Source organism: Bordetella genomosp. 13 (assembly GCF_002119665.1).
In the GTDB taxonomy this organism is placed as follows: Bacteria; Pseudomonadota; Gammaproteobacteria; order Burkholderiales; family Burkholderiaceae_B; genus Bordetella.
Window position 1 is genome coordinate 5,324,167 of record NZ_CP021111.1, and the last position, 22,560, is coordinate 5,346,726.

Below are 22,560 nucleotides of genomic sequence, written 5' to 3' on the forward strand. Positions count from 1 at the left end.
AATGAATTCCAGGCCCGATCCGCGCACGTCCGCTTTCGCGCGGCTGCGCATGCTGCCCAGGCTGGCGGCCGCGCTGCTGTGGGCGGCCGGCGCAAGCGCGGCGCACGCGCAGGCCGCGGCGGCGCCGGAACAGCCCGTCATGCCTGCCGAGGCGGCCATGCCAGCCGGTGCGCCGGATGCCGACGCATCGCTGCCCGCGGGCGCCCGCACGTACAGCGTGCCGCTGTACGACCTGGGGGCGCGCCAGGGGCTGCCGCTGCGCGGCGTGGACGGCTACAACGGCGTGGACTTCGGCCTGCGCGCCGACGAGCGCGTGGTGCGCGCGCGCCTGCTGATGGACTACACCTATTCGCCGGCGCTGCTGCCCGAGCTGTCGCACATCAAGGTGCAGATCAACGGCGACGTGGCCAACAGCATCGCGCTGCCGAAGGAAACCGCCGGCACGCCGCAGCAGCGCGCGGTCGACCTGCCCGTGCCGGCATTGCGCGAATTCAATCGTCTTGACCTGCAGCTGATCGGCCATTACACGCTCAGTTGCGAAGATCCCGTCCATTCCAGCCTGTGGGCCAACGTCGGCCCGCGCAGCGCCCTCGAACTGTCGGTGGTGCCGGTGGACCTGCCCAACGACCTGGCGCTGCTGCCGGTTCCCTTCTTCGACCCACGCGACGGCCGGCCGCTGGAGTTGCCGGTGGTGATGCCCGGCGCGCCCGGTGCGGGTCGCCTCGAGGCCGCCGGCATCGTGTCGTCCTGGCTGGGGGCGCTGGCGGGATACCGCGGCGCCAGTTTCCCCGTGAGCCTGGACGCGCTGCCGGCACACGGCCATGCGGTCGTGCTGGCGCGGCAGGGCGATGCCTTGCCCGCGCTGCAACTGCCGGCCTTGTCCGGCCCGACGCTGGCCATCGTGGCCAATCCCAATGATGCGCACGGCAAGCTGCTGCTGGTGCTGGGCCGCGACGACGCCGAGATCCGCCAGGCCGCGACCGCGCTGGCGCTGGGCCACCAGACGCTGTCGGGGCCCACGGCGGCGATCACCAGGCTGGTGGCCCCCGAGGCCCGCCAGCCGTATGACGCTCCCAACTGGCTGCGCCGCGATCGTCCCACGCAGTTCGGCGAACTGCTGCCCGCCAGCCAGTTGACGGTATACGGACATCGTCCGGCGCCGGTGAATCTGAATCTGCGGCTGCCTCCGGGCCTGTTCGGCTGGCGCAGCGACGGCGTGCCGATCGACCTGCGCTACCGCTATTCGCCGCGTCCCGGTGCGCATCAATCGGTGCTCGAGGTCACTGCCGGCGACCAGCTGGTGCAAAGCGTGTCGCTGCGCTCCGAACGGCGCGAAGAGACCTTCAGCAGGGTGTTCGGCATGCCGCTGTCGGAGTCGCGCGCGACGGTGCAGGTGCCCACGTACATGCTGCCTCCGCTGGCGGCGCTGCAGTTCCGCTACATCTACGAATACGCCAAGCTCGGCGAATGCCAGAACAGCATCGTCGACAACATCATGAGCGCGATCGATCCCGGATCGACGATCGACATCTCGGGGCTGCCGCAGTACGCGCCCATGCCCGACCTGCGCGCCTACGCCGATGCGGGCTTCCCGTTCACGCGGATGGCCGACCTGTCGGAGACGGCCGTGATCCTGCCCGACCAGCCGGGCCCCGCCGACTACGCCGCGTATCTGGGCCTGCTGGGCGCGATGGGCGAGTCCACAGGCTATCCCGGCGTGGGCGTGACCGTGGGGCAGGCGGCACAGGCCGACTCGCTGCGCGGCAAGGACCTGCTGGTGCTTGCCTCGGGCGACAACCAGCCCTTGCTGAAGCGCTGGCACGGCGACCTGCCCAGGGGCTTCGACGGCAGCCGCGGCTTCGGCATTTCCGACTGGCTGTCGCGCACGCTGGATTGGCGAGGCGACGATCCGCGCGACCGCCGGGCATCGGCCCATGCGCGGGTCGCATCCACCAGCAGCGGCGCCACCGGCGTGCTGGCCGGCATGGAATCGCCGCTGTCTTCCGGCCGCAGCGTGGTGGTGGTCTCCGGCAGCAACGCCGATGGCCTGGCCGCGGCGGTGCGGGCCGTGCGCGCCAACCGCAACAACGTCGACAAGATCGAAGGCAGCCTGGCCGTGGTCCACGGCGCCGAAGTCTCGTCCCTGGCCAACGAACAGAGCTATTACGTCGGCAGCCTGCCGACGTGGCTGGCGGTGCAGTGGTTCTTCGCCAATCATCCGCTGCTGCTGGTGCTGGCGGTGCTGTTGAGCGCCACGGTCATTGCCGTGCTGGTCTACCTGTCCCTGCGCGCTCGTGCGCAACGCCGCCTCGGATCCTGAAGATGTCCTCGCACAAACACCAAGAAAAGAGCTACTCCATGCGTCAGTCCGGCCTGCGTGCGCCGCGCGGCTTCTTCCTGCGGCCCGGGATCGTGAAGTGGGGCGCGCTGCTGATGAGCTGCGTGCTGGGCACGCAGGCGACGGCGCAGTCCGGCGCGCGTGCGCCGGGTGTCGCGCAGCCGTCTCCCGCAGCCGAGCCCGCGCCCGCGGCCGCTCCTGCGCCCTTTCAGCCCAACGTGCGCTACACGCTCGAGCAGCTGGGCGCGCAATACCCCGTGAACCTGCGCGGCGTGGACGGCAGCAATACTTTCTCGTTCGGCGTGCGCAACGACCAGGTGGTGACCGGGGCGCGGCTGGACCTGCGCTACGCCTATTCGCCCTCGCTGTTGACCGACCTGTCGCACATCAATGTGCTGGTCAATGACGAAGTGGCCGCCACGATACCGGTGCCCAGGGAAACGGCGGGCACGAACCTGCAGCGCACCGTCGACATCCCGCCCTACCTGATCACCGCGTTCAGCAATCTGCGGCTGCAGCTGATCGGCCACTACACGATGGAGTGCGAGGATCCCCTGCACTCCAGCCTGTGGGCCAACATCAGCAACCAGAGCTCGCTGCAGCTGGCCACCGCGCCGCTGCAGCTGCCCAACGACCTGGCCCTGCTGCCCGAGCCCTTCTTCGACCGCCGCGATGGCCGCCGCCTGGAGCTGCCATTCGTGTTCGCCGGCAATCCCGACGGCGCCGTGCTGGAAGCGGCTGGCGCCGTGTCGTCGTGGTTCGGCGCGCTGGCGGGTTATCGCGGCGCGCGTTTCCCCGCCTCGGTGGCGCAGATTCCGGCGCAGGGCAACGCGGTCGTGTTCGCGGCCGGCGGCGCGCAGGCCGGCATGGCGCCGGCGCCGCTGCAAGGCCCGACGCTGGCCGTCGTGACCAACCCCAACGATCCCAACGGCAAGCTGCTGCTGGTGATGGGGCGCGATGCCAAGGAACTGAAGCAGGCCGCCGCGGCGCTGGTCACCGGCAGCCAGACGCTGACCGGCCCCTCGGCCAGCATCACGCAGTTCGCGGACCTGCAGCCGCGCAAGCCCTACGACGCGCCCAAGTGGCTGCGCACCGATCGGCCCGTGTCCTTCGGCGAGTTGATCGACGCGCAGCGCCTGAACGTGTCGGGCTACAGCCCAGACACCATCCGCGTCGACGTGCGCGTGCCGCCGGACCTGTTCGGCTGGCGCGAGGGCAAGGTGCCGGTGGACCTGCACTATCGCTATACGCCGCAACCCACGTCGGTGAACTCGGCGCTGCTGTTCAGCGTGGACGACCAGTTCGTGAAGTCCATGCCGCTGTTCGCGCTGGAACGCATCGAGGACGGCGGCAAGCTGCGCGGCCAGGTGCTGCCCGACGAGAGCCTGCCGATGCAGGCGCGGCTGGACGTGCCCCTGGAGCTGCTGAAATCGCGTGCGCAGCTCCAGTTCCGCTACATGTACGACTACATCAAGCAGGGCGAGTGCCGCGACATCATCATCGACAATGTGCGCGGCGCCATCGATCCCGAATCGACGATAGACGTCAGCGGCTATCCGCACTACATCGCGATGCCGGATCTTGCGGCCTTCTCGCAGGCCGGTTTCCCGTTCACGCGCATGGCGGACCTGTCTGAAACCGCCGTCATCCTGGGCGCGAACGCCGGCCCGCAGGAATACGCCGCGTACCTGACCGTGATGGGCCGCATGGGCGAGTCCACCGGTTATCCCGCCACCGGCGTCACGGTGCTGCGCGCGCAGCAGGCGTCTTCCGCGCCGTCGGGCAAGGACCTGCTGGTCATCGCCTCGGGCGCAGACCAGACGTGGCTGAAAGAGTGGGCCGAGCGCATGCCGGCGGCGTATGAACGTGGCGCGCGCTTCGCCGTGTCCGACCTGGTGTATCGCGTGATGGGCTGGTTCCATGTCGATCCGCGCCTGGACGAGGCGCCGCGCCGTACGGCGCTGGCCTACACCAGCAGCGGCGTCAGCGCGGTGGTGGCCGGTTTCGAGTCGCCGCAGGAAGACCGGCGCAGCGTGGTGCTGATCGCCAGCAACCGGCCCGAGGGCCTGCAGGATGCCGCCCTGGCCTTGCTGGGCGGCAAGGAGTACGAACGTCCCATCCAGGGCAGCCTGGCCGTCATCCGCGGCAAGCAGGTGGATTCGCTGGTGGGCGAGCATCACTACTATGTCGGCGAACTGGGCTTCTTCAAGCGCATCGACTGGTGGCTGTCCGCCATCTCGCCGAACCTGACGCTGGCCGGGCTGGCGGCGTCGCTGATCGTGCTGGCGGCGCTGCTGGGCCTGCTGCTTGCATGGGTGCTGGGCCGTCGCAAGCCTCGCGCTCCGTCGGCTTGACGGCCATGCGCGCCATGCCGCCACGACGCCTGTCGACGCTGCCTGGCCGCGTCGGCGGCGCGTTTGTCGGCGCGATCATGGCGGCATGGATCGCGCTGCTGGCGCCGGCCACGGCTGGGGCGGCCGACGCGCCGGATGCGGCCGTGTGCGGACCGCGGGCATGGCCCAGGTACGACGGCTTTCTCGCGCACTTCGTGCAGCCCGACGGACGCGTGCTCGACGGCAGCACGCCGCAGCAGCACAGCACCTCCGAAGGGCAGTCGTACGGCATGTTCTTCGCGCTCGTCGCGGGCGATCGCGCCACCTTCGACCGCCTGTGGCGCTGGACCGTCGACAACCTGGCCGCGGGCGACATCGCGGCCAATCTGCCTGCCTGGTCCTGGGGCCGGCGCGATGACGGCTCGTGGGGCGTGCTCGACGCCAATGCGGCATCCGATGCCGACGTGTGGTTCGTCTACGCGCTGCTCGAGGCCGCGCGCCTGTGGAATCGCCCGCATTATGAAGGCGATGCGCGCGCGCTGCTCAAGCAGATCGAGGCCCGCGAGATCGCGCACCTGCCCGGCTTCGGAGCGATGCTGTTGCCGGGCCCGTACGGCTTCGTGCAGCCGGGCCTGCAATGGCGCCTGAACCCCAGCTACCTGCCTGTGCCGGTGCTGCGCCGCCTGGCCGAAGCGTCGCCGCAGGGACCATGGTCCGCCATTGCCGACAACACGCTGCGGCTGGTGCGCCAGACCAGCCCGCACGGCTATGCGCCCGATTGGACGGCCTATCGTGCAAGCGGAACCGGCGGCGAGTTCATCGCCGATCCCGTCAAGGGGCCGGTCGGCAGCTACGACGCCATCCGCGTCTATCTCTGGGCAGGCATGATGCCGCACGCCGATCCGCTGGCGCGTCCGATGCAGGAAGCGGTGGCCGGCCTGGCGCGCGCCGCGGCCCGGTCCGGCGCGCCGCCGGAAACCGTGCAGACCGACAGCGGCAGCGTCGCGGGCGCCGGCCCGTACGGATTCTCGGCAGCGCTGCTGCCCTACCTGCAAACCACGGGCCAGGCCGAGTTGTTGCGCGGCCAGTCGCGGCGCGTGCAAGACGGCTGGGACGCCAACGTGGCGGCCGCGCGGACGGGACAGCGCCAGCCCACCTACTACGACTACATGCTCGGCCTGTTCGGCACTGGCTGGCTCGAGCAGCGCTACGCATTCGGCGCATCCGGAAGGGTGCAGCTACCGAAGGAGAACACATGTCCATGAGCCGCCACACGATAGCCGCGGGGCTGTTGGCGACCTTGCTGCATCAGGCCGGCTGGGCCCAGCCCGACGCCGCCTCGACATTGGTGGAGCAGGGCCGCTACTGGCAGTCGCAGGGCGACATGCGCCGTGCGGCCCAGGCCTGGGAAAAGCTGCTGTTGACCGATCCGAACCACGCCGAAGCGCTGTACGGCATGGGGCTCGCAGCCCTGCGCGAGAACCGCGGCGGCGAGGCGCAGCAATACCTGGAACGCCTGCGCCGGCTGGACGCCAAGAGCGCCTACGCGCAGCGCCTGCAGCAGGACATCACGCTGGCCGGCGGCGCCGGCAAGACGGACCTGGAGAACGCGCGCGCCAAGGCCGCGGGCGGCGACATGCCCGGCGCCATCGCCGATTACCGGCGGGCCTTCCAGGGCCGCGAGCCGCAGGGCGAACTGGCGCTGGAGTACTACAGCCGCCTGGGCTATGTGGACGGCGAGCTGACGCCCGCGATTGCGGGCCTGGAGCGACTGTCGCGCGAATCGCCGGGCAATCCCAACATCCAGCTGGCCCTGGCCAAGCACCTGATACGCACCGAGAACCGCCGCGCCGAAGGCGTGAAGCTGCTTGCCCAGCTGTCGCGCCGCAACGACGTGGGCGCGGACGCGCTGGAAAGCTGGCGCATGGGCCTGGTGTGGATCGGCAATCCGCGGCCGGCCGAGAAGCCGCTGTTCGAGGCGTATCTGCAGGCGCATCCCGACGACAAGGCGATCCGCGACCAGATGCAGCGCACGGCCGCGCCCGCGACGGCGGCTCGCACGAGCGGCGCCGCGCGCGCCGCCGCGCCGTGGCGGCAGGATCCGCGCCTGGCGCGCGGCTTCGCGGCACTCGAATCCGGCGACCTGGTGTCGGCCGAGGCGGCATTCCAGGAGAAGCTGCGCGAGAGCCCCGACAACGCCGACGCGCTGGGCGGAATGGGCGTGGTGCGCATGCAGCAGAACGACCCGGTGCGCGCGCAGGAGCTGCTGGCGCGCGCCGCCTCGCGGCCCGGCGCCGGCGCCAACTGGAAAAAGGCGCTGAACGGCGCGCGCTACTGGGCGCTGGTGGACCAGGCCGAGTCGGCGCGGGATGCCGGCGATACGGCCGGCGCCAGGCGCATGCTCGAGCAGGCCGTCAAGCTCGACAGCGGCCCCACCGCTGCCTACAACGCGATGGGCCGCCTCTATCTGGCCGACAATGACCTTGCAGGCGCGGAGCGCGTCTTCCGCGCCGTGCTGGCGCGCCATCGCAACGATCCCGAAGCCATGCGCGGGCTGGTCAGCGTGCTGTCGCAAAGCGGCCGGCCCGAAGAAGCCATGGCGCTGGTGCAGACGATGAGCCCCGAGCAGGCGGCCGAAGTCGGCGAAGTGGGCCGGCTGCGCGCGGCCGTGGCTGCCGGTCAGGCGCGCGCCGCCGACCAGCGCGGCGACACGGCCGGCGCGCGGCGCGCGCTCGAGGATGCCGTCAGCAACGACCCCACCAATCCGTGGACGCGCTACGAGCTGGCTCGCCTGCTGCTGCGCACGGGCGCGGATACCGAGGCGCAGCGCGTGGTGGACGGCCTGCTTCAGACGCATCCCGACATGCCCGAGGCGCTGTACGCCAGCGCGCTGGTCTCTTCCGAGCGCGGCCAGTCGTCCCGGGCCTACGACACGCTGTCGCGCGTGCCCGAACAGTCGCGCACGCCCGAGATGGCCGCGCTGGAGCGCCGCCTGTGGGTGCAGGCCCAGGCCGCCCAGGCCGCGGCCATGGCCAAGGCGGGACAGCCCGACCAGGCGCGCGCGCTGCTGGCCAGCCTCGAGCCCGCCGCCGCGCAGGACCCGCAACTGCTGGGCGCGATCGGTCAGGCTTATGTCGATGCGGGCGATCCCGGGCGCGGCCTGTCGCTGCTGCGTCCGCTGGTGTCCGGCGCCGAGCCGGGCACCGACGTGCTGATGCCCTATGCGGGCCTGCTGCTGAAGGCCGACCAGGACGTGGAGGCCGCCGGCGTGCTGCGCCGCCTGCAAGGCCGGCCGATGAGCGCGGGCCAGCGCGTCGCCTTCGACGATCTGGTGCGTCTCTATACCGTGCGCCAGGCGGACCGGCTGCGCGAACGCGGCGATCTGGTGGCGGCGTATGACATGCTGTCGCCCGTGCTGAAGCTGCGCCCCGACGATGCGCTCGCACAGGGCGCGCTGGCGCGCATGTACGCGGCCGGCGGCGATCGCGAGAAGGCGCTGGACATCTATCGCAAGCTGCTGGAACGCGAGCCTGACAACGCGCAATTGCAGATCGGCGCGGCCGGCGTGGCCGCGCAGTTGAACGACTGGCGCTACGCCGAGAAGGCGCTGAACAGCGCGCTGGCGATCGCCCCCGATGATCCCGACGTACTGGCCAGCGCGGCGCGTCTGTACCGCGCGCAAGGCAAGACGGGTCGCGCGGCGGAACTGTATGCCGCCGCTATCGCGGCGCAAGACAAGCGAAGCGCCCCTGCTCTGGCCTCGGCGGCCGCGGGCCGTGCGCCGGCCTCCGTCAATCCCTTTGTCGGCCGGCCGGGCCAACGCACGCAGTCCGCGCGTTCCGCACAGGTGCTGGGCGACGCGCTGGGCGAACCGGTGCTCGAAACCGCGCAGGCGGCGTCCTACGGCAGCGATTCGACGACGGCGGGCGCCGCGGTGATGCCCGTGGCGCAGCCTGCATCGCCCGCCGCCATGCCTTCACAGCCGCCGGGCGCCTATGCGCAGGAAACGCAGCCCATGGCCGCGCTTCCCTACTCGGGCGCGCCTGCGCGCACGACCACCGCGCCCGCCGCGCCCGCGGCGTCCGCGGTTGCCGTGGGCACGCAGCCATCGTCGCTGCGCGCCGAGCTGGACGAAGTGATGCAGGAACGCAGTCCCGAGATCCGCGCGGGCGGTTCCGTGCGCGCCAACAATGGCGAGTCGGGCCTCAGCCGCATGACGGCCATCGAGGCGCCCGTCGAGGCCAGGCTGCCGCTGGGCGACGGCAAGCTCACGTTGAACGCCACGCCGGTGCATGTCGATGCCGGCACCCTGGGCGGCAGCTACTACAAGAACAGCCGCTTCGGCGGCGGCCCCGTATCCAGCGCCGCGGAACTCACCGGCAATGCCGGTACGGTGCGCTCGCTGCGCGACCGCGGCGTCGGCGCGTCGGTGGGATACGAGACTCGCGGCCTGGCCGCCGACATCGGCACCACGCCGCTGGGCTTCGAACGCAGCAACGTGGTCGGCGGCGTGAAGCTGAGCGGCGCGATGGGCGATAACAACCGCGCCTGGTACAGCGTCAACGTGTCGCGCCGCGCGGTCACCGACAGCGTGGTGTCGTTCGCCGGCGCGCGAGATCCGCGCCTGAATGCCGGCCTGCGCACGCTGGGAGTGGCCGGCAGCGAGGACGAGACCTGGGGCGCCGTTACCGCCAACGGTCTGTCGGGCCAGATCGGCCTGGAGGAGAACGACGTCGGCGTGTACGGATACGGGTCGTGGCACAAGCTGCTGGGCCACAACGTCGAATCGAATTCGCGCACCGAGGTCGGCGTCGGCATGTACTCGCGCGTGATCCGCGAACACGATCGCCTGCTGACCGCCGGCGTCAATCTGGGCGGCATCTTCTACGACAACAACCAGCGCTACTTCACCTACGGCCACGGCGGCTATTTCAGCCCGCAGCAGTTCTACGCGCTGAGTCTGCCGGTGACGTGGGCGCAGCGGCAGGGCCGCTTCAGCTACAAGCTGCAGGGCTCGGTCGGCGTGCAGTATTTCAAGGAAAACGACGCCGACTACTTCCCCACCAGCGGCCTGCTGCAGAACGCCGCCGCGGCGGGCATGGGCGTGGCCAACGGCTTCGGCTTCAGCACCGGCCGGCCCGTCTATGAAGGTCAATCCAAGACGTCCGTGGGCTACAGCCTGTCCGGCGCGGCCGAGTACCAGCTGACCCGGAATCTGTTCATGGGTGGAACTCTGGGCGTGGATAACGCCACTGACTACCGTCAATGGGCGGGCGGGCTGTATCTGCGCTACGCCCTGTATCCCATGACGCGCCCCATGGATCTGCCCGTCGTCCCGTTCCAGTCGCCGTACGCACGCTGAGCGCGGCCGCGACGTGTTCTAGGAGTTATTGCAATGTTGGCCACCGCGCTTGCCGGAATGAGCATCCTGATGATCGGCGACAGCCATCTGGGCGCCCCGGGTTATCTCATCACCACCCTGCACGACAACCTGACCAGCCAGGGCGCCGAAGTGCGCACCATCGGCGTGTGCGGCAGCAATGCCGGCGACTGGACCAAGGCCACGCCGGGCACCTGCGGCGGCGCCGAGCGCGTCGGCAAGGGCCAGATCGCGCTGCGCAGCGGCGGCGACGCCAAGACCACACCCATCAGCCAGCTGATCGCCACCTACAAGCCGAACCTGGTCATCGTGGTGCTGGGCGACACGATGGCGGGCTACACCAACACCTCGTTCCCCAAGACCTGGGTGTGGCAGCAGACCACCAGCCTGACCAAGGCCATCGCCGCCACCAACACGGCGTGCGTATGGGTGGGCCCGAGCTGGGGCACCGAAGGCGGCAAGTACCAGAAGAACTTCCCGCGCGTGCAGCAGATGTCGGCCTTCCTGAACAGCAACGTCTCGCCGTGCGCGTACATCGACTCGCTGCCGTTCTCCAAGCAGGGCCAGTGGCCCACCACCGATGGCCAGCATTACACCAACACGGGCTACAAGGCCTGGGGCGACGCCATCTCGAAGCGCCTGGTCGACCTGCCCGCCGTGAAGGCCCTGCAGAAGCGCTGATACCGGAACCTCATCACCATGAAGCCAAATATCTTCCTGGCGCTTGCCGCCGCGCTGCTGTGCTCGCACGGCGGCGCACACGCCGCACAGATGGAGCTGTACGAGACCGGGCCCGCGCAGGATGCCTCGTTCCTGCGTTTCGTCAACGGCGGCACGGCCCCGATGGAGGTCAGCGCCAGCGGTTCGCAGGCCCGCATCGCGCTGGACGACAGACAGCCGGCCTCCAGCTTCCTGCCCGTGCGGGCCGGCACGGCGCTGCAGGGCGCGCTGGCCAGCGGCTCGAACAAACAGGTCGTGTCCGTGACGGTGCAGCCGGGCGAGTTCGTCACGGTGGTGGGCGTGCCGGCGGCCGACGGCACGCTGCGCGCCGTGACGCTGCGCGAACAGCCCGACGACTTCAATGCGCTGAAGGCCTCGCTGGGCTTCTACAACCTTGATGGCGCCTGCGCCGACGCCGGGCTGATGGCGGCCGGCCGCAACGTGGCCATCTTCGAGCGGGTGGCCGAAGGCGTCGCGGCGCGCCGCCAGATCAACCCGGTGGCGCTGTCCGTGCAGCCCTCTTGCGGCGGCAAGGCCGTGGGCCAGCCCCTGGACCTGGGCACGCTGCAGGCGGGCGAACGCTATACGGTCTTCCTGCTTCCTTCTGCCCAGGGTCCGCGGCTGCTGCGCGCAGTCGACTCGCTGGCGAACTGACACAGCCCGCGCGCCGCTTCCATGGTCTTCGCATCGCTGGAGTTCCTGACGCTGTTCCTGCCAGCGTTCCTGGCCGTGTATGCGCTGTGCGCCCCGCGCCTGCGCAACGCGGTCCTGCTGGTGGCCAGCTGGATTTTCTATGGCTGGTGGAGTCCCATCTACCTGCTTCTCTTCATCGCGCTGACCGTGCTGGGCTGGATGGGCGGCATGGTCATCGAGGGCGCGGCGACGGACAGCGGCCGCAGGCGGCGGCTTGCCCTGTTCATCGTCATCAACGTGGCCACGCTGTGCTGGTTCAAGTACGCCAACATCCTGGTCGAGACGTACAACGGCATCGGCGCGATGGCGGGCGCGATGCCGCTGGAGTGGCAGCGCGTGGTGCTGCCGATAGGCCTGTCCTTCATCGTGCTGCAGTCGGTGTCCTACCTGATCGACGTGCAGCGGCGCACCGTGCCGGCCGACCGCAGCTTCGTCAGCTACGGCGCCTACCAGGCCATGTTCGTGCACCTGATCGCCGGGCCGATCATCCGCTATCAATGGGTCAAGCGCGAGCTCGAGACGCGCTCCGTGGACTGGTCCGGCTTCGCGGCGGGATCGCGGCGCTTTATGGTGGGCGTCAGCATGAAGGTGCTGGTGGCCGACACGCTGGCGCCCGTGGTCGACGCGGTGTTCGCGATGCCGAACCCCACGCTGGCCGACGCCTGGCTGGGATGCGCGGCCTATACGCTGCAGCTGTTCTTCGACTTCGCCGGCTATAGCGCCATGGCGATCGGCCTGGGACAGATGCTGGGCTTCCACTTCCCCGAGAACTTCAACCATCCTTACCTGGCGCGCAGCATCCAGGATTTCTGGCGCCGCTGGCATCTGTCATTGTCCAGCTGGATCCGCGACTACCTCTACATCCCCATGGGCGGCAATCGCCATGGCGAATGGCGCACCTACCGCAACCTGCTGCTGACCATGGCCATCGCGGGCCTGTGGCACGGCGGGGACAGCTGGAACTTCCTGCTGTGGGGCATCGCGCACGGCCTGGCGCTCGCGGTGGCGCGCGCCTGGGGCCAGGCCCACCTGCCTGCCGTGCCGCGCTGGCTGTCGCACGTACTCACGCTGCTGTTCGTCATGCTGGCCTGGACGCTGTTCCGCGCAGTGGGCTTCGAGGCCGCCCTGAATATGTACCGAGGCCAGTTCGGCATGAACGGCATCGGCCTGTCGGATACGCTTGCGGTGATACTGCGGCCGGCGCACGCGGTCGCCGCCTTGCTGGGCATCGTCTGCGTCATCCTGCCGGCGCTGCATCCGTGGTGGGACCGCCGCCCCGCCACGCACCTGCGCCAGCTGTGGAGCGCGACCTGGCCGCTGGCGGGCTTCCTGCTGTCGTTCGGGCTGATCGCCGCGCGCGGCGCCGTGCCTTTCCTCTACTTCCAGTTCTGATGAACGCGACCAACACCACGCCGCCCTACGCGCCCGCCACGCGCACCAGCAAGCTGGCCGCGGTGGGCCTGATCGCCTTCCTGGCCGCGGGCTTCGTCTCGAACGGCTGGGGCGTGCTGGCGCAGCACATGCAGCTGATGCGCGAGGACCCGTCGCTCGAACGCGTACTGGACGGCACGGTCATGCGCGAGATCGCCGAGCACATGTCCAACGCGCCGCTGACCGCCGAGGCGGCGCGCCTGCAGCGCGGGCTGGGATGGCTGACGCTGCGCGACCTCGGACCGAGAGTGCGCCAGGGTTGTCCGGGATGGCTGTTCCTGCGCGACGAACTGCTGGTGCATCGCGACGGCGCCAGCCATGCCGAGACCCGCGCCGCCACCGTGGCGCAGCTGCGGCAGGCGCTGGCCCGGCGCGGCATCGCGCTGCTGGTGGCCGTCGTGCCCGACAAGACCCGCATCGAAGCCGAGCACCTGTGCGGGCTGCATCGACCGGCCGTATTGGACAGCCGAGCGGCGGAGTGGACCGCGCGCGTGGCCGCGCACGGCGTGCCGGTGCTCGACCTGACCGCAGCGCTGGGCAAGGTGCCGGGCGATGCCTATCTGCGCACCGACACGCATTGGAACGAGGCGGGCGCGGGCGCCGCCGCGCACGCGCTGGCCGAGCGCATCCGCGCGCTGGGCACGCCCTTGCAGCCCGGCCCCGCCTATCAGGTGCAGGCCCAGGCGCCCGCGCCGCGCGCCGGCGATCTGGTCAGGCTGGCCGGCCTGGACTGGCTGCCGCCGTCCTGGCAGCCGCAGGCCGAGATCGTGCAAGAGCACACCTACACCGCGCAGGCGCAGGCCGCCGCGTCCGCCGACGACCTGTTCGGCGACGCCGGCCTGCCCACCATCGCCGTGCTGGGCACGTCGTACTCGCGTACGTCCAACTTCATTCCGCAGCTCTCGCAGGCCCTGGGCGCCGCGGTCGGCAACTTCGCGCGCGACGGCGGCGAGTTCGGAGGCGCTGCGCAGGCCTACTTCGCCAGTCCCGCGTACCGGCAGACGCCGCCCAAGCTGATCGTGTGGGAAGTCAACGAGCGCGATCTGCAGACGCCGCTGAAGGACGCCGACGCGGTCCAGCTGAAATGACATCGCCCGCGCGGCGGTGATCACGACCGCGCGCTTGTGGCCGGCCGCATGCCGCCCGCATAATGGTCCGCACCCGTGCCGCATCGCGTGCCCGTACCGAGCGGCCTTCATCGCGAGGATGCCATGCCACAGCAGACCACCGCGCGCCGCATCGTACTGGCGGCGCACCCCTCCGGCGAACCGGTCGACACCGACTTCCGCATCGAGACGCACGAGCTGCCCGAGCCGGCCGCCGGGCAGATGCTGCTGCGCACGATCTATCTGTCGCTCGATCCCTACATGCGCGGCCGCATGAACGCCACGCGTTCGTATGCGCCCAGCGTGCCGCTGGGCGGCACCATGGTGGGCGAGGTGGTGGCCCAGGTCGCCGCCTCGCAGCTCGATGGCTTCAAGCCCGGCGACTTCGTGCTGGCGCATAGCGGATGGACCACGCATGCCCTGTCGGACGGCACGGGCGTGCATCATGTCGACCCGGCGCTGTCGCCCATCGAGACGCGGCTGGGCGTGCTGGGCATGCCTGGCTTCACCGCCTATGCCGGCCTGCGCGAGATCGGCCGGCCGCAGCCCGGGGAGACCGTGGTGGTGGCCGCCGCCAGCGGTCCGGTGGGCTCGCTGGTGGGCCAGCTGGCGCGCGCCGGCGGCGCGCGCGTCGTGGGCATCGCGGGCGGCGCCGAGAAGTGCGCCTACGTGCGCGACGAACTCGGTTTCGACGCCGTGATCGACCACCGCGCGCCCGGCCTGGTGCAGGCCCTGGCCGATGCATGCCCCGACGGCGTCGACGTGTACTTCGAGAACGTCGGCGGCGCGGTCTGGCAGGCGGTGTTCCCGCTGCTGAACACCTTCGCCCGCGTGCCGGTGTGCGGGCTGATCGCCGACTACAACGGCACCACCTCCAGTCCAGGGGAACTGACCGTGCCCGCGCTGATGCGGGCCGTGCTGTCCAAGCGCCTGACGCTGCGCGGCTTTATCAACTATGACCTCGAGCAGTACCGCGAGGACTTCCTGAACGACGTGGCGCCGGCCGTGCGCGACGGCAGCATACGGTACGCGCAGGACATCGTCGACGGCTTGGAGAACGCGCCGCGGGCCTTCATGGGCATGCTCAAGGGCCGCAACTTCGGCAAGCTGCTGGTGCGCGTGGCCGAGCCCGCATAAGCCCGCGCGGGCCGCCTGCCATCGGCTTGAAGGCGGCGTCGCGCGCTGCACACTGTTACGCATTCGGGGCCCTTGAAATCCACGCGAGGGCCGCCAATTTCGTGCCATGGGCGGCATGCCTCGCCGCCCGGCAAATCGTATATGGATCTGCCGGCAAACAGGCCGGCGGCAGTCTTGCTTCAGCAGGACCGCCCGCTTCGTCACGCATGGAGAAATCGATCATGACTATGCAGCAACTGTTCCGGCCGGACGTGTTCCGTGCCTTCGACCGTCTGTGGGAGCAGATGGATGACGCCCTGCGCGGCGCCGGCGCGCCCGCCAACCTGCGCTCGAGCAGCCAGGGCTTTCCCGCGCTCAATGTCGGTTCGACCGACGACGCCATCGAGCTGGTGGCCTTCGCGCCGGGTCTCGACCCCGCCACGCTCGACGTGACCGTGGATCGCGGCCTGCTGACCATCTCGGGCGAGCGCAAGAGCGCCCTGGCCGAGTTGCCGGAAGGCGCCGCGGTGTATGCGCGCGAGCGCGTGGCCGGCAAGTTCCGCCGTGCCGTCGAGCTGCCGCGCGATGCCGATCCCGATCGCGTCGAGGCTCGCTATGTGGACGGCTGCCTGCGCGTCACGGTACGCCGCAAAGAGTCCGCCAAGCCCCGCGCCATCACGGTGCAGTAACCGTCCTTACGCAAAGGAGAGCAACATGAGTACGGAAAGCAATGTCGCGGTAAGCGGCGGCAACCGCGCCGAGCAACGCACCGCCACCATCGTCCCGCCCGTGGACATCTTCGAGGACGCATCCGGCATTACGCTGATCGCCGATCTGCCGGGCGTGTCGAAAGACCGGCTGGATATCCGCGTGCAGTCCGAACGGCTGTTCATCGAGGCCGAGGCCCGCGTCGAAGTGCCGGCCAACCTGCAGGTGTTCCACACCGAGGTGGACCAGCCTCGCTATCGCCGCGCCTTCAACCTCAGCGCCGAGCTGGACACGGGCGCGATCGATGCGAGCCTGAAGGATGGCGTGCTGACGCTGCGCATCCCGCGCGCCCAGGCCGCCCAGCCGCGCCGCATCGAAGTGCAGGTGGGCTGATGCAGCAACGGGATGGCGTAGCATACGGGGGGTCGTTTTCTCCCGATGCCGCCATCCCATGAAGCCCGTCCTGCTGGTCCTGATTCCTCTTGCCGACGCCCACCTCGCGCAGCTGCACGAGCGCTATGACGTGCGGCATGCGCCGACGGCCGCCGCGCGCGACGCGGCCATCGCGCACGCCGATGCCGGCGCGATCCGCGTCGTGCTTACCAACGGGGCCGTGGGCCTGAAGGGCGCCGAGATGGATCGGCTGGGCGGGTTGGAACTGGTGTGTGCGCTGGGCGCGGGCTACGAGAATATCGACCTCGACGCCGCCCGCCGCCGCGGCATCGCGGTAGGCAATGGGGCCGGCACCAATGACGATTGCGTGGCCGACCATGCCTTCGGTCTGCTGCTGGCCGCGGTGCGCGGCTTGCGCAAGCTGGACGCCCATACGCGCGCCGGAGGCTGGCGCGACGGCCTGCCGCCGCTGCCCAATTTCTCGCATCAGCGCCTGGGCATCCTGGGCCTGGGCACCATCGGCCGCAAGATCGCGCAACGGGCGCGCGGCTTCGAACTCGAGGTCGGCTATCACAATCGGCGCAAGCTTGACGACACGTCTTACGCGTACTTCGACACGCCGCTGGCGCTGGCCGAGTGGGCCGACTATCTGGTGGTGGTGACGCCCGGCGGCGCGGCCACGCGACATCTGGTCAACGCCGATGTGCTGCGCGCGCTGGGGGCCGGCGGCTTCGTGGTGAACGTGGCCCGTGGGAGCGTCGTGGATACGGCCGCGCTCGCCGCGGCGCTGCGCGACGGCACCATCGCCGGCGCGGGGCTGGACGTCTATGAAAGCGAGCCCGAGGCTCCCGCAGAACTGCTGGACCTGGACAACATCATCCTGACGCCGCACGTGGGCGGCAATTCGCCGCGCGCGATGGCGGCGTCCGTCCAGCGCTTCCTGGACAACGCCGCGCGGCATTTCGCCGGGCAGCCGCTGGTTTCGCCCGTTACGCTGTAATCCGCGAAAAACAAGCGCCAGGCTCCGCGAGCGGAGCCTGGCGCGCACTGCGATCGATGCGATCCCTGGGCCCTAGCGAGCGCCTTCCTGGATCTTCTCGCCGCCGCGCTCGATATCCTTGCCGGCGCCTTCCATCGTGTTGCAGCCGGCGACCATCGCGGCCACGGCCATCATCGCGACCAGCCATTTGCGGGAATGCTTCATGTGACTCTCCTTTCTTCTGGGGGTAGGCGGCTCACTTGCCGAATTGGGTCTTGGCGTCGGCTCTGCACTTGTCCTCGGCATCGCCGGACATGGCATCGCACTTCTTGATCGCGAGGTCGTAGTTGGCGTCGCGCTTGGTGCGCGACGCGTCGCGGTCGGCCTCGGCCTTTTCCTTGCCTGCCTTCGCATCGGCCTGCGCGTTCAGGCGATCGGTGCGGGCCTGCATCAGGCAGGTCTCTTTCTGGTCGCCGGTCATCGAATCGCACTGTTTGCGGGCAGCGTCGTAGCGCGCATCGATCTGGTCCGGAGTCATGACCTGGGCCTGCGCGTGTACGGCGAAGGAAGTGAAGGCGGCGCCCAGGCCGACGGCCAGGCCGCCGAGGGAGCGCTTGAAGAGGGTATTCATATCCGAGTCCTCATTGCGAACGCCGCGTGATGCAGGCGGATACGCCCGCGGTGATTGCGAGCGCGAGGCGTATCAGCAAGAGACGTGCCCGCAGTCGAACAGCCATTCGGCAGCGCCGGTGCGGTGCCGCGCGCCCGTCAGGCGTGGGTATTTTTTTCCCGCGTGCGCCGAGCGGCGCGTGCGGCGCGCGAGCTATCTGTGCACGTCCTGCGAGGTCCAGGCGGCGGGCGCGCTGAGACCCAGCAGCGAGGTCACCAGCAGTTCGCGCAACACCAGTTCGTTGTCGTCCAGATCTATCATGCGGCCCGCGCCGGTCAGCACCTGGAATTTCTGCGACAGCGGATCGCAATTGGCCAGCAGGTGCATGGCAGAGCCGCGGATGAATTCATACCGCCAGATGATCTCGGCGCGAGTGAACTGCGGCAGGCTGGCCGCCAGCACGTCGATGAACATCTGCGCATAGCCGTCCATGTGCTGCCCCACGAACAGCGTGTAGTCGCTGTCGGGCGCGGCGCGCAGATGGTTCTCGGCACGCACGAACAGGCGCCCGCCGTCGACGCTGCGTTCGGCCATGACCAGCGGACGGAACAGCGCCTCGAGAATGGCCGGCACCGGCAGGGGGCCGGGCTGGAACTGCTGTCGCGCGGCTTCGAGCAATACGCGGCGTTCGATGTTGACGGGCTCGAGGATGCTGAGCAGCACGGTCTTGACCAGTGCGTCCTTCGAGCCGAAGTAGTAATGAATGGACGCCACGTTCACGTTGCTGGCGTCGCAGATGTCGCGCACCGTGGTGACGGTTGGGCCCTTGCGCGAGATCAGCTCCTTCGCCACTTTGAGGATGCGGTCCGGGACCGGCATGTCCGGGACCGGCATGTCCGGAACCGGCATGTCCGGAACCGGCATGCCGACGCCGCCGTCTTCCAGGTCCCGAGAATGATTCGCCGGGACGGCAAGGCTGGTAGTGCTCATGTCTCGGTCTTGTTAAATGGTTGTTTGAAGAAAGCATGAGATCGTACGGCCATTTGTACGGTTCCAACAATCAGGGAAGACGAGCAACGAAAATTAATAGGTGCTTACCCTGAGAAAATCGCCTATTTCACCGTTATATGGCAGGAATGCTGCGCCATGGTGCAGGATTCACCATCCTGTTGCCTTGACGGTTGCGAAGCCCCATTCCTAGAATGAAAACAAGTGTTTAAACACCAAAAATCAGCCTAAGTCGCTGAAATCACGGGGTTTGCAGCCGCCGCATGGCGCGAGCCCCGGATATACAAGGGGTCTACGAATGTCGCAAACGTCCGTACAAGAAGGTCCTGTATCCACGCCGGCCGACCACATCCCGGTCCTGCTGCGCAATGCCCGGTTTCCGCTGCCCGATGCCTATGTGCCCGAGGTGATCGCAGCGTACGGATACGTGGAGCGCCTGGCGGCGCGCATCCATCACGGCTATCCGCGCGGCGCCGAGCCCGCCCACGTATTCGACCCTCGCGCCTTCCTGCCCGCCGCGGAGGCGCATCATGGCTGACGATCTTACTTTCCTGTCGGTGGCCGCGGCCAGCCGGTTGATCGCCGCCCGCAAGCTGTCGCCGGTCGAGCTGACCGATGCGTGCCTGGCCCGCATGGACATGGTGGACGGGGTGCTGAACAGCTTCATCACGCCCACCCCCGAGTTGGCCCGCGCCCGGGCGCGGCAGGCCGAGGCCGAGATCGCGCGCGGTGGACCCCGCAGCGCGATGCATGGCATCCCGTATTCGCTGAAGGACATCTACGAGACCGCGGGCATCCGCACGACGGGGCAATCCCGCGTGCTGGCCGACAATGTGCCGCAGGCGGACTGCGCGGCGCAGACTGCGCTGGCGGCCGCGGGCGGCGTGCTGGTCGGGAAGACGACCACCTGGGAATTCGCGCACGGCGGACCGTCGTGGGACGTGGCGGCTCCGCCCGCGCGCAATCCCTGGGCCCCCTCGCGCAGCCCGGCGGGTTCGTCATCGGGTTCGGGCGCGGCGATCGCCGCCGGCCTGTGCCTGGCCAGCATGGGCTCCGATACCGGCGGGTCGATCCGCCTGCCGGCGGCCGCCTGCGGCATTGCGGGCATCAAGCCCACCTACGGCCGCCTGAGCCGGCGCGGCATCCTGCCCAACAGCTTCAGCCACGATCATGCAGGGCCTATGGCGTGGACCTGCGAGGACCTCGCCATCCTGCTGGGCATCACGGCGGGCCACGATCCGCAGGACCCGGCGTGCGCCGACCTGCCCGTGCCCGATTACCGCGCGGCGCTCGATGGCCACGCCAAGGGGCTCACCATCGGCGTGCCCTGGCAATGGCTGGACCACGAAGCGCCCATTTCCGACGCCAGCCGTGAGGCGTTCCAGGCTGCGCTGGACGTGTTGACGGACCTGGGCGCCACGGTGCGCGGCGTCACGCTGCCGCCCATCCTGGAATTCAACGACAGCAAGCGCGTCATCGCCATGGCGGAGCTGTTCTCCATCCACGAGCGAGACCTGCGCACGCGCCCTGACCTGTTCGGCGCCAGCCTGCGTTTTCGCATCATGTGCGGCTCGCTGTTGCGCGCCGAAGACTACGTGCAGGCGATGCGCATGCGCGCGCAGTTGGCCAGCGCGATGCAGGCGGTCTTCGGCGCGGCCGGCGGCGGCTCTGTAGACCTCATCGCATTGCCGTGCGCCGAGCCGGCCGGACTGCTGGAGACCAGCAAGCCCGAATGGATGTTCGAAGCGCCCAGCTACACGGCGCCGTTCAACGTCACGGGCAATCCGGCCTTGTCGGTCTGCAGCGGCTTCAATGCTGACGGCATGCCGTTCTCGCTGCAGCTGGCGGGACGGCTGTTCGACGAGGCCACGGTGCTGCGCGTGGGCGACGCCTATGAGCGCGCCACCGCATGGCGCGGCAGGCGGCCGGACGTCGCCGCGCTGGCCCGCCAGGCCGTCCCGCCGCCGGAGCCCGTCGCCGCATAGCGACTGCATTCCCCATCGATCCATCCGACCTGACCGCGGCCGCATGCCGGCGCGCGGCGGGCCCTGGTTTTCCTTGTAGTCGGTTTTTCCGTACCGGGCGGGCCCCGTGCCGCCCTTGATCCTGCCAGCAACCGGAGAATCACCTTGGCTCTGAAAAAACCCGCCGCCGCTTTCCTGGCCGCATTGCTCGCCTTCGCACTGCATCCCTCCCATGTCCAGGCGGCCGAGAAGGTGCTGCGCGTCGCCTCCACCATGGCCGACATTCCGCTGACCACCGGACAGTCCAGCCAGGGCGGCGAAGGCCTGCGCTTCATCGGCTTCGCGATGTACGACGGCCTGGTGCGCTGGGACCTCTCGCGTGCCGACGCGCCGGCCAAGCTGGCGCCGGGCCTGGCGTTGAGCTGGTCTTCGGACGAGGCCACTCACACCAAATGGACCTTCAAGCTGCGTCCCGACGTGAAGTTCCACGACGGCTCCGCCTTCGATTCGCACGCCGTGGTGTGGAACCTGGACAAGCTGCTGAAGCGCGACGCGCCGCAGTTCGACCAGAGCCAGGCCACGCAGGCCGGCCAGTACATCTCGAACATCGCGTCGTATCGCAGCGTCGATCCCATGACGGTGGAGATCACCACCAAGCAGGCCGACGCGGTGTTTCCCTATCTGATGACCTTCGTGCTGATGTCCAGCCCGGCGCGCTTCAAGGAGATGGGCAACGACTGGAACAAGGTCGCGTTCAAGCCTTCGGGCACCGGCCCATGGATACTCGACAAGCTGGTGCCGCGCGAGCGGGCCGAGATGGTGCGCAACCCCAACTACTGGGATCCCAAGCGCGTGCCCAAGTCCGACCGCATGGTGCTGCTGACCATGCCCGATCCCAGCACGCGCGTGGCCGCGCTGTTGTCCAGGCAGGTCGACTGGGTCGAGGCGCCGCCGCCCGACACGCTGCCTCGCCTGAAGTCCGCCGGCATGCAGATCGTCACTAACGTCTATCCGCACAACTGGCCCTACATCCTCAGCTATTCCGAGGACTCGCCCTTCAAGGACATCCGCGTGCGCAAGGCGGCCAACCTGGCCATCGACCGCAAGGGCCTTTCGGAATTCCTGGGCGGCACCGCCATTCCGGCAGAGGGCATGATCGATCCCAAGCATCCCTGGTTCGGCCAGCCGAACTTCAAGATCAAGTACGACCCGGATGAGGCGCTGCGCCTGATGAAGGAAGCCGGCTACAGCCCCGAGAAGCCGCTGCGCGTGAAGTTCGCGGTGTCCACGGCGGGATCGGGCCAGATGCAGCCGCTGCCCATGAACGAGTTCGTGCAGGAGAACCTGCGCGTCGTGGGCTTCGACGTGCAGCTCGAAGTGATGGAGTGGGAGGCGCTGCGCTCGCATCGCCGCGTCAGCTCCGATCAGCCCGAGAACAAGGGCATCCACGGCCTGAACAACAGCGTCGCGTACTGGGACCCCTACATCGGCCTGATCGGTCCGGCGTGGTCCGCCACGCGTCCGCCGCTTGGCTACAACTGGGGCGGCTTCAAGGACAAGGAAGCCGACGAGCTGGCCGCCGCCGCGCAGGTCGAATTCGATCCCGCGAAGCAGGACGCGCTGCTGGCCAGGCTGCACACGCGCATCGTGGACCAGTCGATGTGGATCTGGGTCGTGCATGACCTGAATCCGCGCGCGCTGGCGCCCAACGTCAAGGGCTTCGTGCAGGCGCAGAGCTGGTTCCAGGACCTGACCCCCGTCTCGGTCGAATAGCGGGAGAC

General features: G+C 69.4%; 18 protein-coding genes. 15 read left to right on the top strand and 3 right to left on the bottom strand.

The window, feature by feature from the left end:
* Window position 1: 1 nt before the first annotated feature.
* The 12 genes from bcsB (CAL15_RS24050) (at window position 2) to CAL15_RS24105 (ending at window position 17,218) form a co-directional block, all read left to right on the top strand.
* Window positions 2-2,320, top strand: coding sequence for a cellulose biosynthesis cyclic di-GMP-binding regulatory protein BcsB (gene bcsB, locus CAL15_RS24050; RefSeq protein WP_232468073.1), 2,319 nt, complete (start codon window positions 2-4; stop codon window positions 2,318-2,320).
* 38 nt (window positions 2,321-2,358) lie between these two features.
* Window positions 2,359-4,692 carry a cellulose biosynthesis cyclic di-GMP-binding regulatory protein BcsB gene (gene bcsB, locus CAL15_RS24055; protein ID WP_232468074.1) on the top strand — a complete coding sequence of 778 codons (2,334 nt, stop codon included), beginning with the start codon at window positions 2,359-2,361 and terminating at the stop codon, window positions 4,690-4,692.
* A gap of 14 nt (window positions 4,693-4,706) precedes the next feature.
* Window positions 4,707-5,936 (top strand): cellulose synthase complex periplasmic endoglucanase BcsZ, encoded by a 1,230-nt coding sequence (gene bcsZ, locus CAL15_RS24060; RefSeq protein WP_086081276.1) that lies wholly within the window; start codon window positions 4,707-4,709, stop codon window positions 5,934-5,936.
* On the top strand, window positions 5,927-10,033 hold the full coding sequence (locus CAL15_RS24065; RefSeq protein WP_232468075.1) for a cellulose biosynthesis protein BcsC: 4,107 nt from the start codon (window positions 5,927-5,929) through the stop codon (window positions 10,031-10,033). The genes bcsZ and CAL15_RS24065 overlap by 10 nt, the downstream gene beginning before the upstream one ends.
* A gap of 33 nt (window positions 10,034-10,066) precedes the next feature.
* Window positions 10,067-10,732, top strand: coding sequence for an SGNH/GDSL hydrolase family protein (locus CAL15_RS24070; RefSeq protein WP_086080803.1), 666 nt, complete (start codon window positions 10,067-10,069; stop codon window positions 10,730-10,732).
* 18 nt (window positions 10,733-10,750) lie between these two features.
* Window positions 10,751-11,425: an alginate O-acetyltransferase AlgF gene (locus tag CAL15_RS24075; RefSeq protein ID WP_086080804.1), complete on the top strand. Its 675-nt coding sequence runs from the start codon at window positions 10,751-10,753 to the stop codon at window positions 11,423-11,425.
* A gap of 21 nt (window positions 11,426-11,446) precedes the next feature.
* A complete protein-coding gene (locus CAL15_RS24080; protein WP_086080805.1) occupies window positions 11,447-12,856 on the top strand; it encodes an MBOAT family O-acyltransferase in 1,410 nt (469 codons plus the stop codon).
* A complete protein-coding gene (locus CAL15_RS24085; protein ID WP_086080806.1) occupies window positions 12,856-13,983 on the top strand; it encodes an alginate O-acetyltransferase AlgX-related protein in 1,128 nt (375 codons plus the stop codon). The genes CAL15_RS24080 and CAL15_RS24085 overlap by 1 nt, the downstream gene beginning before the upstream one ends.
* A 123-nt stretch (window positions 13,984-14,106) precedes the next feature.
* Window positions 14,107-15,138 (top strand): NADP-dependent oxidoreductase, encoded by a 1,032-nt coding sequence (locus CAL15_RS24090; RefSeq protein ID WP_086080807.1) that lies wholly within the window; start codon window positions 14,107-14,109, stop codon window positions 15,136-15,138.
* A gap of 221 nt (window positions 15,139-15,359) precedes the next feature.
* Complete coding sequence (locus tag CAL15_RS24095) at window positions 15,360-15,806, top strand: Hsp20/alpha crystallin family protein (protein WP_420042524.1); 447 nt, start codon at window positions 15,360-15,362, stop codon at window positions 15,804-15,806.
* 25 nt (window positions 15,807-15,831) lie between these two features.
* Window positions 15,832-16,218: an Hsp20/alpha crystallin family protein gene (locus tag CAL15_RS24100; protein ID WP_086080809.1), complete on the top strand. Its 387-nt coding sequence runs from the start codon at window positions 15,832-15,834 to the stop codon at window positions 16,216-16,218.
* 58 nt (window positions 16,219-16,276) lie between these two features.
* Complete coding sequence (locus CAL15_RS24105; RefSeq protein WP_086080810.1) at window positions 16,277-17,218, top strand: 2-hydroxyacid dehydrogenase; 942 nt, start codon at window positions 16,277-16,279, stop codon at window positions 17,216-17,218.
* 72 nt (window positions 17,219-17,290) lie between these two features.
* Here the strand turns inward: CAL15_RS24105 and CAL15_RS24110 are convergent, their stop codons facing one another.
* The 3 genes from CAL15_RS24110 to CAL15_RS24120 form a co-directional block, all read right to left on the bottom strand.
* The gene (locus tag CAL15_RS24110; RefSeq protein WP_420042568.1) at window positions 17,291-17,392 is read right to left on the bottom strand and encodes an entericidin A/B family lipoprotein; all 102 of its coding nucleotides are present in this window, start codon (window positions 17,390-17,392) and stop codon (window positions 17,291-17,293) included.
* A 61-nt stretch (window positions 17,393-17,453) separates the two neighbouring features.
* A complete protein-coding gene (locus CAL15_RS24115; RefSeq protein ID WP_086080812.1) occupies window positions 17,454-17,828 on the bottom strand; it encodes a hypothetical protein in 375 nt (124 codons plus the stop codon).
* A gap of 192 nt (window positions 17,829-18,020) precedes the next feature.
* Entirely contained in the window at window positions 18,021-18,797 is a 777-nt protein-coding gene (locus CAL15_RS24120) for a TetR/AcrR family transcriptional regulator (protein ID WP_086080813.1), read from the bottom strand.
* 316 nt (window positions 18,798-19,113) lie between these two features.
* Here CAL15_RS24120 and CAL15_RS24125 point away from each other — a divergent pair, with 316 nt between their 5' ends.
* From CAL15_RS24125 to CAL15_RS24135, 3 genes are all read left to right on the top strand, one after another.
* Window positions 19,114-19,353, top strand: a complete 240-nt coding sequence (locus CAL15_RS24125) for a hypothetical protein (protein ID WP_086080814.1) — start codon at window positions 19,114-19,116, stop codon at window positions 19,351-19,353.
* Window positions 19,346-20,800: an amidase gene (locus tag CAL15_RS24130; RefSeq protein ID WP_086080815.1), complete on the top strand. Its 1,455-nt coding sequence runs from the start codon at window positions 19,346-19,348 to the stop codon at window positions 20,798-20,800. The genes CAL15_RS24125 and CAL15_RS24130 overlap by 8 nt, the downstream gene beginning before the upstream one ends.
* A gap of 144 nt (window positions 20,801-20,944) precedes the next feature.
* Entirely contained in the window at window positions 20,945-22,552 is a 1,608-nt protein-coding gene (locus tag CAL15_RS24135; RefSeq protein ID WP_198299112.1) for an ABC transporter substrate-binding protein, read from the top strand.
* Window positions 22,553-22,560 lie beyond the last annotated feature (8 nt).

What these genes read in the sequence shown, in the direction of transcription:
- CAL15_RS24100 (WP_086080809.1), top strand. Translation starts at nt 15,832, where the DNA reads ATGAGTACGGAAAGCAATGTCGCGGTAAGCGGCGGCAACCGCGCCGAG.
- bcsB (WP_232468074.1), top strand. Translation starts at nt 2,359, where the DNA reads ATGCGTCAGTCCGGCCTGCGTGCGCCGCGCGGCTTCTTCCTGCGGCCC.
- CAL15_RS24075 (WP_086080804.1), top strand. Translation starts at nt 10,751, where the DNA reads ATGAAGCCAAATATCTTCCTGGCGCTTGCCGCCGCGCTGCTGTGCTCG.
- CAL15_RS24110 (WP_420042568.1), bottom strand. Translation starts at nt 17,392, where the DNA reads ATGATGGCCGTGGCCGCGATGGTCGCCGGCTGCAACACGATGGAAGGC.
- CAL15_RS24095 (WP_420042524.1), top strand. Translation starts at nt 15,360, where the DNA reads ATGACTATGCAGCAACTGTTCCGGCCGGACGTGTTCCGTGCCTTCGAC.
- CAL15_RS24105 (WP_086080810.1), top strand. Translation starts at nt 16,277, where the DNA reads ATGAAGCCCGTCCTGCTGGTCCTGATTCCTCTTGCCGACGCCCACCTC.
- CAL15_RS24125 (WP_086080814.1), top strand. Translation starts at nt 19,114, where the DNA reads ATGTCGCAAACGTCCGTACAAGAAGGTCCTGTATCCACGCCGGCCGAC.
- CAL15_RS24085 (WP_086080806.1), top strand. Translation starts at nt 12,856, where the DNA reads ATGAACGCGACCAACACCACGCCGCCCTACGCGCCCGCCACGCGCACC.
- CAL15_RS24090 (WP_086080807.1), top strand. Translation starts at nt 14,107, where the DNA reads ATGCCACAGCAGACCACCGCGCGCCGCATCGTACTGGCGGCGCACCCC.
- CAL15_RS24120 (WP_086080813.1), bottom strand. Translation starts at nt 18,797, where the DNA reads ATGAGCACTACCAGCCTTGCCGTCCCGGCGAATCATTCTCGGGACCTG.
- CAL15_RS24115 (WP_086080812.1), bottom strand. Translation starts at nt 17,828, where the DNA reads ATGAATACCCTCTTCAAGCGCTCCCTCGGCGGCCTGGCCGTCGGCCTG.
- CAL15_RS24130 (WP_086080815.1), top strand. Translation starts at nt 19,346, where the DNA reads ATGGCTGACGATCTTACTTTCCTGTCGGTGGCCGCGGCCAGCCGGTTG.
- bcsB (WP_232468073.1), top strand. Translation starts at nt 2, where the DNA reads ATGAATTCCAGGCCCGATCCGCGCACGTCCGCTTTCGCGCGGCTGCGC.
- CAL15_RS24080 (WP_086080805.1), top strand. Translation starts at nt 11,447, where the DNA reads ATGGTCTTCGCATCGCTGGAGTTCCTGACGCTGTTCCTGCCAGCGTTC.
- CAL15_RS24065 (WP_232468075.1), top strand. Translation starts at nt 5,927, where the DNA reads ATGTCCATGAGCCGCCACACGATAGCCGCGGGGCTGTTGGCGACCTTG.
- bcsZ (WP_086081276.1), top strand. Translation starts at nt 4,707, where the DNA reads ATGCCGCCACGACGCCTGTCGACGCTGCCTGGCCGCGTCGGCGGCGCG.
- CAL15_RS24070 (WP_086080803.1), top strand. Translation starts at nt 10,067, where the DNA reads ATGTTGGCCACCGCGCTTGCCGGAATGAGCATCCTGATGATCGGCGAC.